At 26.9% G+C, this 16,481-nt stretch carries 16 protein-coding genes; 3 read left to right on the top strand and 13 right to left on the bottom strand.

Annotated elements, in window-relative coordinates; translation table 11 throughout:
* Positions 1-231 precede the first annotated feature (231 nt).
* Both ABFX13_RS14200 and ABFX13_RS14195 read right to left on the bottom strand, forming a co-directional pair.
* Complete coding sequence (locus ABFX13_RS14200) at positions 232-534, bottom strand: PTS sugar transporter subunit IIBC (protein WP_346047129.1); 303 nt, start codon at positions 532-534, stop codon at positions 232-234.
* Between the two features lie 131 nt (positions 535-665).
* Positions 666-875, bottom strand: a complete 210-nt coding sequence (locus tag ABFX13_RS14195) for a hypothetical protein (protein WP_346047127.1) — start codon at positions 873-875, stop codon at positions 666-668.
* Between the two features lie 583 nt (positions 876-1,458).
* On the opposite strand from ABFX13_RS14195, the gene ABFX13_RS14190 reads away from it, so the two are divergent.
* Both ABFX13_RS14190 and ABFX13_RS14185 read left to right on the top strand, forming a co-directional pair.
* Entirely contained in the window at positions 1,459-2,232 is a 774-nt protein-coding gene (locus tag ABFX13_RS14190) for a YdcF family protein (protein ID WP_346047125.1), read from the top strand.
* 335 nt (positions 2,233-2,567) lie between these two features.
* Positions 2,568-3,344, top strand: coding sequence for a CPBP family intramembrane glutamic endopeptidase (locus ABFX13_RS14185; protein WP_346047123.1), 777 nt, complete (start codon positions 2,568-2,570; stop codon positions 3,342-3,344).
* A gap of 81 nt (positions 3,345-3,425) precedes the next feature.
* On the opposite strand, the gene ABFX13_RS14180 is transcribed toward ABFX13_RS14185, so the two are convergent.
* The 7 genes from ABFX13_RS14180 to nrdD form a co-directional block, all read right to left on the bottom strand.
* On the bottom strand, positions 3,426-4,793 hold the full coding sequence (locus ABFX13_RS14180; RefSeq protein ID WP_346047121.1) for a cation:dicarboxylate symporter family transporter: 1,368 nt from the start codon (positions 4,791-4,793) through the stop codon (positions 3,426-3,428).
* A 79-nt stretch (positions 4,794-4,872) separates the two neighbouring features.
* A complete protein-coding gene (locus ABFX13_RS14175; RefSeq protein WP_346047119.1) occupies positions 4,873-5,232 on the bottom strand; it encodes a winged helix-turn-helix transcriptional regulator in 360 nt (119 codons plus the stop codon).
* A 210-nt stretch (positions 5,233-5,442) separates the two neighbouring features.
* Positions 5,443-6,315, bottom strand: coding sequence for an NAD(P)/FAD-dependent oxidoreductase (locus tag ABFX13_RS14170; RefSeq protein WP_346047117.1), 873 nt, complete (start codon positions 6,313-6,315; stop codon positions 5,443-5,445).
* A gap of 22 nt (positions 6,316-6,337) precedes the next feature.
* Positions 6,338-6,655: a thioredoxin gene (trxA, locus tag ABFX13_RS14165; protein WP_346047115.1), complete on the bottom strand. Its 318-nt coding sequence runs from the start codon at positions 6,653-6,655 to the stop codon at positions 6,338-6,340.
* 289 nt (positions 6,656-6,944) lie between these two features.
* On the bottom strand, positions 6,945-7,544 hold the full coding sequence (rpsD, locus tag ABFX13_RS14160) for a 30S ribosomal protein S4 (RefSeq protein WP_346047112.1): 600 nt from the start codon (positions 7,542-7,544) through the stop codon (positions 6,945-6,947).
* Positions 7,545-7,980: 436 nt separating this feature from the next.
* Positions 7,981-8,484: an anaerobic ribonucleoside-triphosphate reductase activating protein gene (gene nrdG / locus ABFX13_RS14155; protein WP_346047110.1), complete on the bottom strand. Its 504-nt coding sequence runs from the start codon at positions 8,482-8,484 to the stop codon at positions 7,981-7,983.
* Positions 8,485-8,500: 16 nt separating this feature from the next.
* Entirely contained in the window at positions 8,501-10,630 is a 2,130-nt protein-coding gene (gene nrdD, locus ABFX13_RS14150) for an anaerobic ribonucleoside-triphosphate reductase (protein ID WP_346047108.1), read from the bottom strand.
* Positions 10,631-11,890: 1,260 nt separating this feature from the next.
* On the opposite strand from nrdD, the gene ABFX13_RS14145 reads away from it, so the two are divergent.
* Positions 11,891-12,781 (top strand): C39 family peptidase, encoded by an 891-nt coding sequence (locus ABFX13_RS14145; protein ID WP_346047106.1) that lies wholly within the window; start codon positions 11,891-11,893, stop codon positions 12,779-12,781.
* A gap of 51 nt (positions 12,782-12,832) precedes the next feature.
* Here ABFX13_RS14145 and ABFX13_RS14140 read toward each other — a convergent pair whose 3' ends face one another.
* The 4 genes from ABFX13_RS14140 to ABFX13_RS14125 form a co-directional block, all read right to left on the bottom strand.
* Complete coding sequence (locus ABFX13_RS14140; RefSeq protein WP_346047104.1) at positions 12,833-13,153, bottom strand: hypothetical protein; 321 nt, start codon at positions 13,151-13,153, stop codon at positions 12,833-12,835.
* On the bottom strand, positions 13,125-14,144 hold the full coding sequence (gene gad / locus ABFX13_RS14135; RefSeq protein WP_346047102.1) for a glutamate decarboxylase: 1,020 nt from the start codon (positions 14,142-14,144) through the stop codon (positions 13,125-13,127). Before gad ends, ABFX13_RS14140 begins: the two co-directional genes overlap by 29 nt.
* A gap of 57 nt (positions 14,145-14,201) precedes the next feature.
* Complete coding sequence (gadC, locus tag ABFX13_RS14130) at positions 14,202-15,641, bottom strand: glutamate/gamma-aminobutyrate antiporter (protein WP_346047100.1); 1,440 nt, start codon at positions 15,639-15,641, stop codon at positions 14,202-14,204.
* Between the two features lie 251 nt (positions 15,642-15,892).
* Positions 15,893-16,481, bottom strand: a 589-nt coding sequence (locus ABFX13_RS14125; protein ID WP_346047098.1) for a pyridoxal-dependent decarboxylase, incomplete at its 5' end; no start/stop codon positions are given.

Raw genomic sequence — 16,481 nt, 5'->3', positions numbered from 1 at the left:
TAATTCTTTAAAAAGAATTTTTATAATTAACCTACTGTTTAATTTTCAAAGTTCATTTATTTGTTTGCCCTTTTCTTAAGGACAAGTAATACTATATCACCTTAATCTAATATGGTCAATACTTTTTTAAAATTTAATTTTATTTTTTATTTTTAATAACTTATATATACGTCTACTTAATATTAAAACAGAGTGAATATTACTAAAATATATTCACTCTGTTTTAATATACTAATTATTTAAATCTGCTATTATATCTTTTATAACTTCATCAGGATTATTTATAGCTATACTAGGCTCTACCTCATAATATTCAACATCTATAAACCTCTCTATTTCTTGTATATCTTCTATGTTACGATTTAAAGTAAATAAAACCGCCTTAGATGACTTTATATCTTCTATTGATATTTTATCTATTATCTTATTTCCTTTTTGAATTTCATATTTTACATTATACCCTAATTTATTAGCTTCTTCACTTAGCTTATTTGCACATTCTACATTTTCACATATAACTACTATATTATTCATAGATTCTACCTCATTTCAAATATTATATCTAAATTTTACTTATTCTATTTTATATCATAAACATTACAAATTTTAAATAAGTTTAAATTAAATAATAGAGGTCATTTCAAAATAGAAATGACCTCTATTATTTAATCTAAATCTATATCAATATGATTATTTTTCTCAAAGAAAATTTTAAGAGCTATTATTATAATATTTGAAAAAGTAAAAGTTATAGCAATTAATTTAAAAAATGGTTCTTTAGAGATATGTAAGTTATCGCTAAAATACATATATACATAAGCTATAATAAATACAATAACTACATTTAAGAAAATCTTAGTAATACTTTTAAACAATATATCTAATCCTCCTAAAATATAAATTTATATTTCAATTATATTGTATCACAATCATCTCTTTATTTTTATAATTTTCTTAATTTTTTAAATTTTACATATCAATTGCTTTCTGCAATTAAATACTATAACTTAATCAAATCTATTTCTTGCTTGCCTAAACCAATAGCTTACTATAAATACCTTATCTTATTTTTATATTGATTACATCTTACTATATTAAATAATTTATACCATATTTTTATTTTTGGGTATACTACTCTATAATGATAATTAAAAATCATTATTTGTAAATATAAAACATTTAGAGGTGTAATATGGATTTATTTTTTTAATTTTAACCATACTTAGTTTTTCTGTATTTATAATTTCTTATATAAGCGATAAAAGAAGACTTATAAACGGTTTATTATTTAATATAGTTATATTCGTAGCTATTTTAGATATAGCTTATATTGCTATATCCACAGGAAATAGAATTTTACTAATCCTTTTATCCTTGACTTTTATAATATTTTTGATAGTCTTGGTATTTGGAATCTACGTACTTATTATTGGTTTATTTATAAATGCAAGAATTGTTATGAAAAGAGAAAGCAAAAGTTTATCTAATTTATTAACTTTGTTTTTAGGTTTAGCTCTTGTCATTCATGTAATTTGGACTATAGTTTCTCCTGCAAGATTCTTTTCAAATGATGTAAATGTATTCTTACAAGGATTTGCTTTAATTGAACTTTATTATTTATTTAGCATTTTTAATTTTTTAATGATTTCTTTCCTGTATACATTTAGTAGACCAAAAACAAATCAAGATTTCGTAATAGTACTTGGAAGCAGAGTGATAGGCGATAGGGTTCCTCCACTACTTGCTAGCAGAATAAATAAAGCAATTGAATTTTATAATAAACAGTCTAAAGTTGGTAAATCTCCAAAAATTATATTTTCTGGAGGCAAGGGTCTAGATGAAAAAATTGCTGAATCTATAGCTATGCAAAATTATGCAATAAAAAAGGGAATACCTGCTGAAGATACAATTGCTGAAGATAATTCAATTAATACTTTGCAAAACATGGAGTTTTCTAAGAACATAATGGATAACTTAATGCCTAATGGATACAATAGTATCTTTGTTACTAATAATTATCATTTATTCCGAGCTGGTCTATATGCTAAAATGGAAGGATTAAAAAGTCAAGGCTTAGCTTGCAAAACAGCTTTATATTTTATCCCTAATGCTTTAATAAGAGAGTATATAGCTATAGTAGTAATGAATAAAAAACGTCATATTCTTGTAATATCTATAATATTAGCTTGTTCATTTACATTAGCTATATTCAACCACATTTTTCTTACTTAATAACATTTGATAAAAATACCTAGAGAATATTCTAGGTGTTTTTATATTTTCACTATTAATTCTTATTCATATCTTTGATATTAATCGTATATATAATTAATAATTTAATATATATATACGATTAATAAGTATTTATAAAGTTCTCATATGTAAACACGGTAATATCCATTAAACTATTTGTTAATAATATAAAGTATATATTTATAGTTTATATGTAAATATATTTTTAATGTTTTTTAAATTTAAACAAATTCATTTGACATTGTATTGTACTTTATATATTGATATCATTACAATATAATTTATACATTTATATAAATTTGGAGGTTATTAAAATGATTATATCCAAAGAAACCAAATACTTTTTTTTAATTATAATAATCATTTGTACTATATCTTTTAGTGTCACTATACCGTGTACTCAATTACACCTACTAAAGTACGGATCTCCTATATTTATGATATTTTACGGCTTATCTGGATATTCTCCTGCGATTGCTGGCTTGTTGGTTAAAAAGAAATTTTGTTCAAAATCAGATTTTAAAAAATTCATTATAAGTTGTATAAATATCAAAAAAAGTTTTAGAGAATATTTATATGTTATATTCACAGCTTTAATAATTTGGACCATACCATATATTGTCATAAATTTTTTTCGTGATAAGTATATACTTTTAAACTCTTCATTAATATTTTTAAGTTGGTTAACTCCTATTATGATTTTAGGTGGTGGACTAGAGGAGATAGGATGGAGAGGATTTTTACTTCCAAAACTATTGCTTAAATATTCTTCTATAAAAAGTTCCTTAATTATAAGTATAATTTGGTCAGTTTGGCATTTACCTTTATGGTTTATAGTTGGTTCACCCCAACAACAATTAAATTTCATACCATTTGCTTTAAGTTGTTTAGCATCATCATTTGTTTTGACTTTTATATATACTCAAACTAACAGCATTTGGTTATGCATATTATTTCATGCTCTAGATAATGCATGTTCTTATGTATTTAAATATTCAGTTGATATGGATATAGTAATCTCATCTGTTACAGCAATAGCAGGTCTTGCCATATTATATTTTTCTAATAAGTGTTTAAAAGATGATATTTAAAACTAACTAAGTATAATTTTTTTAAACTTATATATTTATATAAAAAAGACTAGAATTTCTTATTCTAGTCTTTTTTGTATATTACTCTATAGCATCTTTATCTATCTCATTAAAAGAATTTGCAACTGCTATAGTTGAAGCCATACTTCCATTTACATTAAGCATAGTACGCCCCATATCTAATATAGGATCTATTGCAAGTATACCTCCCAATAAAGGAAAGTATGTCCCCATTCCCATACCTGATATAACTACTGAAACTGACATTGTAGCCGTACCAGGTATACCAGCTATTCCTAAAGAACTTATGGTTATTACTATTAATAACATTACATAAAAACTAAAGTTCATTGTAGTCCCTGACATATTAGCTGCAGTTACTGCCATTAATGCTGGATATATACCTGCACACCCATTCATTCCCATGTTAGCTCCTAAGCTACCAACAAAACTTGATATTCCTTGATCTACTTTTAAATTGTCTGTCAGTGTTTCTATAGTAACTGGTAAAGTACCTAAGCTTGATCTTGATGTAAAAGCTAATATAAGAGGCTTAGATACATTCTTTAAATATTTGATTGGATTTATACCATTTATTGATATTATTATTAAGTGTATAACAAACATTATAGCTACACTTATATATAATGCTAATATGAAATCTAAAACACCTAATATTGAAGAGATCCCTCTATCTATTATAGACGTTGCCATCAATGCAACTACTGCATAAGGCATTAATTTTATAACTGTTATAGATACACTTATTATTATTTTATAAAATGCTTCAACTAAATCCACAAATGGCTTAATTATTTCAGCATGTTTTTTACTAAGTCTTTTTATTGCTATTCCTATAAATGTAGCAAATATAACTATAGCAACTACATTAGCTTGTGCCATAGCATCTACTGGATTTGATGGTAGTAATCCTCTTAGAGTATCAACAATAGGAGTTACTTCTCTCATCTTATCAGTGTGATTTAAAACCTCTTGTCCTACACCTAATTTGAATAAATTTCCAACTATTATAGCTACTATTGCAGCTATAGCTGTAGTACCAAGTAACATTATTACTGTTCTAAGTGTTAACTTTCCTAAGTTCTCTCCAGCTTTTAAATTCATTATTACTCTTACAATTGATACAAATACTAGTGGTACTACTAGCATTTTTAAAAGATCCATAAATCCATAACCAAATAGACCATACCACTTAGATACCTCTGTTAACCAAGTTAATTTTGTAGGATCACTTGGAAAACCTGCTATAAATTGAATTATTAGTCCTAATCCAATTCCTATTACTATCGATAAAATCATCAATTTAGTAAAGTTTAACTTTTTACTTAGTTTTTTGACTGCAAAGAATAGTCCCACTAAGATACCTATTGATAACACTGTCAACCAATTTGTTATCATAATAAATTCTGAAAAAAATGTGTAATTCATGTCTTCCTCCTTATACTTTTTGCAAAGTTAAAGGCTTTGCTTGTTTATATAATATAACAAGCAATTATATCTATATCAACTAGTCACTTTTTGGTAACTCCATATGGTCTTCAGCATATGCATAATTTTCTTTACTCCAATCTATCATTTTTGTTATAACATTTAATAACATCAATCCTGACTTACTTAAATAGTAAGTTGATTCTATATTATTATTTATTAATTTTTTCTCATTTATAACAAGCTTATGTTCTATTAATAGATCTAATTGTTGAATCAACATCTTCTTGCTACATCCATCTATGCTTCTTTGAAGATCTCCAAATCTTATCTTATTATCATTTATTGACCATACTATTTTTGCTACCCATTTTTTCCCTAATATATTAAATAATTTTTCTATTGGACAATCACATGTCATATTACTCACATTATGCACAAATATATCCTCCTGAGTTGTAACATTAATATACTATTTATAATTTATATACTAGATTATAATATCGAAATTATTTTGTCCAATTTTGATTATTATGAATTTTATATACAAATATTTAACTATAGTTTTTTTCAATACTTAATAATAAAAAAATAACCCCTTAAAGGAAGTTTTATTTTAAACTCACTTTACAGGATTATTTTTTTATTGTTATTTATTCGATTCTATTTTATTTATCCTCAATTTATCTAATTGAGATATAGCACTAGATACTGCCATCTGACCTTGTCCAGCTGACTTAAGGTATTGATATGGCTTACCTGCACAGTCTCCTGCTGCATATAATCCATCTATATTTGTTCTCATTTCTCTATCAGTTTTTATATGTGGTCCTTCAACCTCTAATCCTGGAACCATATAGCTTGGTGAAACGCTATCTTTCATAATGAATACTCCATCTACATCCAATTCTCTTTCTTTTAAAATCAGTTTGTTAACTAATTTTTCTCCTTGTATTTCTACAGGTTTATCATTTATTATTTCTATAGAAGAATCTAACTTATTATCTAAATTGTACATTGGTATATAATACACCTTTGATGCTATTTCACTTAAAAAATTTGCATCTTCTTCCCCTTCATGATTATAACCTATTATCGCAACGACTTTATCTCTATATAATCCTGCATCACATGTAGCGCAATACCCTACACCTTTTCCTAGATATTCTTCTTCACCTTTTATCATTTTTCCATATTGTACACCTGTAGCCATAATAACAGTTGTTGCTTCATAGGTTTTATCTCCAACTGCTAAAGCAAAATAATCACCCATGCTATAAACATTATTTACTCTTTCATAGGTTATTTCTATACCCATTTCAGTTATATGATGTATAAATTTATCTTTTAATTGTGCTCCACTTACATCATAAATACCTAAATAATTATCTATAGATGGTGCTTTAGCAAGCTTATCACTTCCGCTTCCAAATAGTATTATATTTTTGTTTCTTATTTTAGCATTTATTGAAGCTGCTAAACCTGCAGGACCATCACCAACTATAGCAATATCATACCTCATATTTAGTCATTCCTTTCTAGGTTTATATATGCGCTTTTACCATATCTTCTAACTTTTGCTTTGGTATAAATCCTACTAATCTTTCAGCTTCTTTTCCATCTTTGAAAACTATAACTGTAGGAACAGTACTTACTTCAAACCTTCTAGCTAACTCTAAACTTTGATCTATATCTACCTTTAAAAACTTCGCATTATATTCCATATCTTGACCTAGTTCTTCGAAAACTGGAGATAGCATTTTGCATGGCCCGCACCAAGTTGCAAAAAAGTCTACTACTGTTGTTTCTTTTGAATTTTCTACTTCATTTACAAATTCTTCTGTATTTATTATTCTGCTCATTATTTTTTCTCCTTAGTTTACTTATTTTTGTAAATTTAATATATCAATATTTTATATCTATAACAATTAGTTACTTATTTGTAACTAGGTTATAATAATATTATTACCTTTTTACAATTTACCTTGTATTTATTTTTAACAAAATAAAAAAAGAATATAATTTAATATATTTCCTTTTTATCATTATTAATTTATGCATTTTTTAATATAATATAAAAAAGTGTAGACAATTTCTTGTCTACACTTTAAATATAAATATATACTAATTGAGTTTATATTTATATTATAATTACTTAAGCTTAGAATAAAATTCTACAACTAAAATATCATTTATCTCTATTGGAACTTCATTTCTTTCAGGTATTTTAGTAAGAGTGCCTGAGAAATTCTCTATATCTTTACTTAAGTATGGGTATTGGCTAGTAGCATTTTGTTCGAAACTAGCTTTAAACATAGAGTTCTTTTGAGATTTTTCTCTTAAAGATATAACCTCTCCTACTGAAACTCCATAAGAAGGTCTATCAACTTTTTTTCCATTTGCTAAAATGTGTCCATGAACAACCATTTGACGAGCTTGTCTTATAGAACTAGCTAATCCTAATCTATAAACTAAGTTATCTAATCTACATTCTAGTAATTGAACTAATACAGTACCTGTAGCTTCATCAGATTTCATAGCTTTTTTTACGTAATTTGAAAATTGTTTTTCTAATACTCCGTAATAAGCTCTTAATCTTTGTTTCTCAAGTAATTGTAGTCCATAAGGTGAAAGTTTTTTGTCAGCTCTAGAAGTACCTCTAACTGCCCTGTCCATCGCTTTTGGATGTCCACATACGTTTAGTCCTAGTCTTCTACATTGTTTAAATCTAGGTCCCATCATTTTTGCCATAATTATCATCTCCTATAAAATCAGAAATTTGCCGCGATAATTTTAAGCCTGTATATACTATATCATAAATTTTATTTTTTGTAAATGAATTTCATTATCATTAAAAAAGGTCACAAATAATTTTGTGACCTTTTTTAAAAATTTTTATTAATTTTTAGATTAAATTATGAGTGTAAATAATTTGGCAATAAAAATTCTAAATGTTTTATACTTTAAGTAACGGACATTTTACTTTAAAATATTATTTGCGTGCTGAATTTTAGAATTTTAGTGCTTAATCAATTCGTAGAGAAACTAAGCAATTTCTCCATCTGAAATAAGTATAACATAGTAACTTTGTTTTGTAAATGAAAATAAATATCATTTTCATATAAATTTTATAATAAAAGCTAATCTTACACTTATTAAAGTATTTGATTAGCTTTTATTTTTACAATTAACTTAATTTATATAATATCACAGCATCATCTTCTAGATATCTTTTTACATCTATAACTCTTTGATTAGATGAACCTCTTAATTTTATAGATAAGTTTTTTCTATCTTCTTCGAACTTACCATCTATTAATATATCTATATAATTTAAAATTTCTTTTTGAATATCATCAAAATTTTCTATAGTATAGCCTGTCCATAAATATATAAGTTTTTCTGGATAATGACGTTTAAATTCTTTACATAAAGTTATTACTCCTTCAACATTTTGAGGACATAATGGTTCTCCACCTAATATAGATAAATCTCGTTTTATATTATTTTTATTAATATTTTCTATAATATATTTTAGATCTTCTTGTGTAAATTTCTCTCCATCTTCAAAATTCCAAGTTTCTTTATTAAAACATCCTTTACAATGATGTGGGCATCCTTGAGTCCAAAAAGACATTGTTATACCTAATCCATTGGCTATATCATTATCTTTTATCTTAGAAAATCTCATACTTATCACTCCAAACTTATAGATGTAATACTCTTTCTCCTATTTCTTGAGTACGACCTTTACCCCACATATTTGCTCCTATATATCCACAAGTTCTTCTCATAACTTGCATCTCATTTTTATCTCTATTTCCACAGTTAGGACAATACCATTCTAAATCTTTGTCTAGTTTTATCTCACCTGTAAATCCACAAGTATAACAAATATCTGGTTTTGTATTTATTTCAGCATATTGTATATTATGATATATATAGTTTATTATTTGTTCTACAGCTTGTAAATTTTTGCTCATATCTGGAACTTCTATATAACTTATACATCCACCTAAACTTATATCATGAAATTGACTTTCAAATTTAAGTTTTGAAAAAGCGTCTATTTCTTCACTTACATGAACATGATATGAGTTAGTATAATACATTCTATCTGTTACATTTTTTATTTCTCCAAACTTTTGCTTATCTATTCTACAAAATCTTGAAGTTAAACTTTCCCCAGGAGTTCCATATAATCCAAATCCCAGACCTGTTTCTTCTTTCCACTTTTGACATGCATCATTTAAATGGTGCATAACTTTAAGCGCAAATTGTTCTCCCTCTTTTGTTGTGTGACTAACTCCTAACATTGCTTGTGTCATTTCATAAACACCAACATAACCTAAAGAAAGAGTTGAATATCCATTTTCTAGTAAATGATCTATTTTTTCTCCTTTTTTAAGTCTCGCAATTCCTCCATGTTGCCAATGTATAGGTGAAACATCTGATATTACACCCTTTAGTAAGTTATGCCTAACCATTAAAGCTTCTCTACAAAGTTCTAATCTTTCATCTAGGATTTCCCAAAACTTATCCATATCTTTATTTGCTGTTAATGCTACTTGAACTAAGTTAAGAGATATAACTCCTTGATTAAATCTTCCATACCATTTGTAGTTTCCATTTTCATCTTTCCATGGAGATAAATGACTTCTACAACCCATTGGAGGGAATGTATTTCCTTCATAATTTTTTCTCATTACTTTAGCACTTTGATAGTCTGGAACTAATCTCTTAGTATTACATTTAGCTGCTAACTTAGTGATATAATCATATTTTCCACCTTCTAAGCAGTTATGTTCATCTAATAAATAAACTAATTTAGGGAATTCTTCTCCTACTTCTTGTCCTTTATAGTTTTTCATTCCTTCTAATCTTTGAAGTATCATTTCTTCGCATATTAAAGCCATCTCCCTTTCATATTCATTACCTTCTTCAATCTCTAGGTATATAGTTGAAAATGGAGATTGCCCATTACTTGTGTATAACGTAGATAGTTGATATCTTATAGTTTGTATTCCGCTTTTTAACTCTTCCATCATTCTATCTTCTGCTAATTCTTTAGCTATTTCTTCTGAATATTTCTTTATATATTTATTATAATACTTATCGTATGATACTCTTAAAAATGGTGCTATATGTTTTATAGTTATAGAGTTCCCACCATATTGTCCACTAGCTATTTGAGCTATTATTTGAGTAGTAACTGTACATGCCGTAGTAAATGACTTAGGTGACTCTACTAATTTATTACTTATTACAGTTCCATTATTTAACATGTCTTCCAAATTTATAAGCATACAGTTATGAATAGGTTGTATTGCATAATCCATATCATGATAATGTAATACGCCTTCATCATGTGCATGTGCTATATGAGCTGGAATTAATTTTCTTCTAGCAATATCTTTTGATACTTCTCCAGCAATTAAATCTCTTTGTGTAGATGCTAGCAATCCATTCTTATTTGAATTTTCATTCATAACATCTTCATTACTATTATCTAAAAGACCTAATATACTTTCATCCGTAGTATTATTCTCTCTTTTAAACGATTGTACAGCTCTATACCCTTCGTAAGCTTTAGCTGTTAATTCATGCTTATGTTCTATTAAATTTTTATAAACCATGTCCTCAACTTGATAAACAGTTGGTGAAAGTAGTTCTTCAATACATTTGTTTTCTATTTCAGTAGCTATTTCTTTAGCTATTTCTTCTTCATATATCCCACTTCCATACTTCATCGCTTTAAGTATTGCATTTTCTATTTTAACTTTTTGAAATTCTACAACACTTCCATCCCTTTTGATAATATTTAGTTGTTTTTTCATAAAACTCTCCTTTTGTCTAATACATCTTGATTGATTAAATTTTATTCTACAAAAGTATTGACTTTTATAATTTAATATTGTACATAACAATAAATTTTTATACCATATGTAGTAATCACATACTACATTCTATACTATATATGGTATATATTCAAGTTGATAAATTTTTCAATGTTTTACCTTTTATCTTAAAAATATAAAAGAAACTGCCTCAACACTACGTTTTAGAGATAGCTTCTTTTTTAAAAAAATTTATAATATTTTTTTATACATTATTTAATACCCATCCTAATGAATTATAATAAAAAATATACTAAAATTACATAAATAAAATATATATTTTACAATTAATTTTTATATTTTCATATGTATTATAATTTCATTTCTAGCCTTTATATTGTCACTTAAATAACTTTTATTAACCTTATTGAATTCTTTATTAAATTCCTATATTAACTTTTAAATACATCGCTTTCATTCATATAGTTTACTTGCTATTTAATTTCATCTTTACTTTTTAATTTTATAATTACTAATATAACAACTGTTATAGCTAAAAGTGATATAAGTCTAAAATCTATAACTCCCTTATATAAAGCATATGTACCATAGATGCTGTGCTACCACCTATTATAGGTCCAACTGTAGGAATCCAAGCATATGAAAAATTTGAATTACCTTTCCCTACTAATAGGTAATAAAAAATGAGCTATCCGAGATTCAAAATCACTCGCTGGATTTATAGACAGGAACATTTAAGCTTTTTAATTTATTAGTATATTTGGTGCTATTTTTTAATATTCTGAAGATGGTGTTATTGAGATTACACCTATATGAAGGTTTAATAATGAATCTAATATTTGAAATTCTTTATTTATATCTTCATTACTACCAAAAGAAAATACATCATAACCTTTTTTTATCGCTTCTTCGTTTATACCTTTTAATATATATATAATAAATTAGATAAATCAGGTAATACTACAGCTATATTTTTATATGTGAGTTATTATCATTACCTTTTAGTTCTTTTATAGCATCTTTTATTATTTTTCTAGTTTCTTATTTTACATATATTTTACATATTTTAGATTTGTAACTAAATTTATTACATAATTACACATTAATTAATTTATTTTTGATTATTGTTGTAAATGTATTTATATTATGACTTTGTAACATTTTTGTTATATTGTAGTTTATTTTAAAGTTGTATAATTAATATATTGAATTAAAATAGCAGTAAAGGAGAAAGCACAAGTGACTTACACAAAAGGGAAACACAGTATAAAATCTAAAAATAGAGGTAGAAAAAATGTTACATATGTAGTTGTTACTGCAGTTATAGCACTAGGTATCTATGCAGGATATAAAGAAATTTCACATAGGTTATTAAGTTCTTCTAAAGAAGTAGAACAAAAAGTTGTTCAATTACCTCAAGAAATTCTTGAATCTAAAGACCCTGTTATTGAAAACTTAGTTAAGTTAGCACCACAACACCCTCAAGTTTATGAAATATTAAAAGATACAAAACAATATCCAAAAGAATTTCTAGAACTAGCTTCTAAAAAACCTGAAACTATAAACTTTGTAGTTGATTATCCTAAACATAAAACATCTACAGATAACGCTACTATTGATATAAGAAATGATTACAAGAAAGGTGAAATTCCATTATTTATGCAATGGGATGAAAGATGGGGATATGATAAATATGGTCCTGACTTTTTTGCTATAAATGGATGTGGTCCAACTGCCTTAGCGATGGTTACAGTCGGACTTACTGGTAATACAAATATAAATCCTAGATACATAGAAAACTTTAGTAAGCAAAATGGATATTTAGTTAATGGAGTAGGAACTTCTTGGTCTTTAATGACTGAAGGGGCTAGAAAACTTGGTCTTAAAAGTAAAGTTATCCCTCTAAGTGCATCAAGTATTATATCGACATTAAAAAAAGGTCACCCAATTATAGTAACTATGGGACCAGGTCATTTTACAAAAGAAGGTCATTATATTGTATTAACTGGAGTTACTGATGATGGTAAAATAAAAGTTAATGATTCTGATAGTAAAAAAAGAAGTAGTGAGACTTGGGATGTAGATGTATTTCTTAAAGAAGCAAAAAACTTATGGGCATTTAGTTTATAATTTAATATTAATAAAAAATAACTATCTCTGTAAAGAGATAGTTATTTTTTATTAATGAGTAAATCCATATCTTTTATTTTCACTTTTTTTACCATGTACTAATACATTTGCATTATTTAAATCCTTTATAGCTGTATTTAAATCTCTTATAAATAATTCAGCCATATCATAACTTAAATCTGCTCTACATACTATACGTTGTATTATAACTTTGTCTAAATTAACTGGTAATGGATATGCAGGTATTTGCCATCCTTTCATTGCTAATCTATCTGCTAAGTCATATAATGTCCACTCAACTGCATCTTCGTTTCTTAATCTATAACATACTATTGGTAAGTTTTCACCTTTGTCTGTACCCTTCAAATCCAAGACGTAAGAAGTTATAATATTGTCCTATAACTTGACTTGCTGATCTTGAGAAGTTTATTGCCATTGTTGGCATTGTTCCCCCTAAATAACTTACTTCAAATATTAATTCTTTTGGTAAGTACTCTTCATCTTTCCATATTACCCAACCTATACCTGGATAAACTAATCCATATTTATGTCCTGATGTACTTATTGATACTACATTCTTTAATCTAAAGTCCCACTCAAGTTCTGGATTTATAAATGGTGTGAATAATCCTCCTGAAGCAGCATCAACATGTATTGGTAAACTTATTTTAGCTGTTTTGTTATATTCTTCAACTACTGCATCTAATGCTTTTATATCATCAAACTTCCCAGTATATGTTATACCTAATAATGCTGCTATACCTATAGTATAATCATCTACATAATCTAAAACTTTATCTATATCCAAGCTCATATGCTCTTCATCCATTGGTACTGTACGCATTTCTATATCCCAGTATACACAGAATTTTTCCCAACAAACTTGATATCCTGATGATACTACTAAGTTTGGTTTTCTCTTAGTTACATCTAGTCCTAATTTTTCTGCTCTATTTCTCCATCTGAATTTCATAGCCATACCACCAAGCATACATGCTTCTGATGATCCTACTGTTGATGTTCCTATATAATTTAAATCTTTTGGTGCATTCCATAAATTAGCTATCATATCAACACATCTATTTTCCATTTCTGTTGTTTGTGGATATTCTGATTTATCTATTGCATTTTTTTCTAATGTTTCTGCCATAAGTTTAGTTGCTTCATCTTCCATATATGTTTGACAGAATGTTGCTAAATTAAGTCTTGCATTTCCTTCATTCATTAATTCATCTTTTATTAGTCTGTATGCTATGTTTGGAGCAATAGAATCTTTCCCTATTACATCCTTTGGAATATTAGAGCCAGACTCTATTGTCCCAAACACTGGTGTACTATAATCATCTTCTTTTTTAAATAACATTATAAAAACCCTCCTAAAATCTTATGCTGTTTATCTATTGTATTTATTTTTAAATAATTATCTGTTATTATTTATAGCTACTTTCACTTCTTTTTTAGTTGCTATTGAATATATTACAAATGGTATTAATATAGTTATAATAAAACTTATACTTAATATAGTTAAGTATTCATGTACACTCTTTCCACTTAATTGACTTGGTGGAACAAATGATATAGCTAATGCAAACACTGAAGTTAATAACCCACATGTTGCAACTATTAATTTAAATATTTTTCCTCCAGGAACATTGTAAGAACGTTTTAAATCACCTTTCTTAAGTACTAATACAAAATAACCTATAAAGAATAATAAATATCCAACTAAGTATATAACTACTGTTAATGATATAGCTGTAAGGAATGATACGTTATTTCCTCCACCACCAAAAGTAAGTACTGCTGCCCATATTGTAACTATTATACCTTGTACAAAAACTAAATTAACTGGAACATCATGTTGATTAGTTTTTGCAAGAGATTTAGGTAAAATACCTTTTTGAGCTGCTGCATACATACCTCTTGAAGGCCCTACAACCCATGCACTAACTTCACCCATAACTCCTAGTGCTAATAATATAGCTATTAATTTTACAAGCCATGTAGAATTACTGCTAAAATGTAATATTAAAACTTTAAATGTTTCAACTACACCAGAACTTAAGCTTAAATCTCCTTGTGGAATTACAGCTGCAACTGTTAATCCGCCTATAGTATTTAAAATTATAGCTAAAACAACTAACATAATCATAGCTAATGGATAGTTCTTTTTAGCATCCTGTAATTCATTTACATGTGAAGCTGATGCTTCAACACCCATATAAGCAAGTATAAATGAAACAAAAATAACTAATGTATTTACTTTTGAAAAGTCAGGCACAAAATATCTTGCTCCTATTTTTACATCTATAGGATTTCCTTGTACTATATAAGCTATTGATAATACAAATAATATTACTGCAGGTATTGCTATACCAAAAATAAATCCAGCTTTTGCTATTTTAGCTGTGTTTTTAGTGCCACCTAATTGTGAGAATGTTAATCCCCAGAATATTACTAAAACTCCTATGAATTTTATTAATGGAACACTATTTAATGAATCCCAATTAAATATGTATGAAACACATCCTAATATAAAATAAATCATTGTTACAAATCCAACTGTTATTTGAAACCATTGAAAAAATATTGCCGCAAATCCAAATCTTTCTCCTAATGTATTTCCGACCCATGCGAATATTCCGCCTTCTTGCCATCCATCAACTGTAGCCATTTCCGCCGCACATAAAGCAACTGGTAAAAACCACAAAATACCACCTAATAAAAGGAAAAATACTAAATTAAACCCTGATGTTGCAAATGTTGGGTATTCATAGACCGTCATAACCATCGATGCAGTCATTGCGAAGAATGCAAATAAACTAAGGGAATTCCTTTTAGCTGCTTTTCCGTCTTTCATGTCAATCATCTCCTAGTATATTTAATTTTCCACAACGTAAATTATTCTAGGCCTATAATAAATCGTCGTTTTGTACACTGTATATATACCCCTCGTGTCTTTGATTAAACAATTTTTGCAAAAAAAAATTCACCAAAAATATTTTTGCAATAAAAAAATCATAACCTTCATTTTAACAAACAATAAAAAAAGTCTTAGTATTTTTAAAAATACTAAGACTTTTTAAGATTGTGCTTAATTTTATTTAATTATTAATGAGTGAATCCATATACTTTATTTTCTTGTTTTTTACCATGCATTAGTACATTTGCATTATTTAAATCTTTTATAGCTGCTTTTAAATCTCTTATAAATAATTCAGCCATATCACGACTTAAGTCTGCTCTACATACTATACGTTGTATTATAGTATCTTGTAAGTTTATTGGTAATGGATATGCAGGTATTTGCCATCCTTTCATTGCTAATCTATCTGCTAAATCATATAATGTCCATTCAACAGCATTTTCATCTTTTAATCTGTAACATACTATTGGTAAATTTTCACCATTATTATAGATTTTAAATAATCCTGTTTTTTCTATTTCATCTGCTAAGTACATAGCTACATCTTTTGTACGTTGATGTATTTGTCTGTATCCTTCAAATCCAAGACGTAAGAAGTTATAATATTGTCCTATAACTTGACTTGCTGATCTTGAGAAGTTTATTGCCATTGTTGGCATTGTCCCACCTAAGTAGCTTACTTCAAATATTAATTCTTTTGGTAAGTACTCTTCATCTTTCCATATTACCCATCCTATACCTGGGTAAACTAATCCATATTTATGTCCTGATGTA

Source organism: Paraclostridium tenue, from assembly GCF_039521565.1.
GTDB classification, from domain to species: Bacteria; Bacillota; Clostridia; order Peptostreptococcales; family Peptostreptococcaceae; genus Paraclostridium; species Paraclostridium tenue.
The sequence above is the reverse complement of the archived record's forward strand: the minus strand, read 5'-3'. Positions and strand labels throughout refer to the sequence as shown.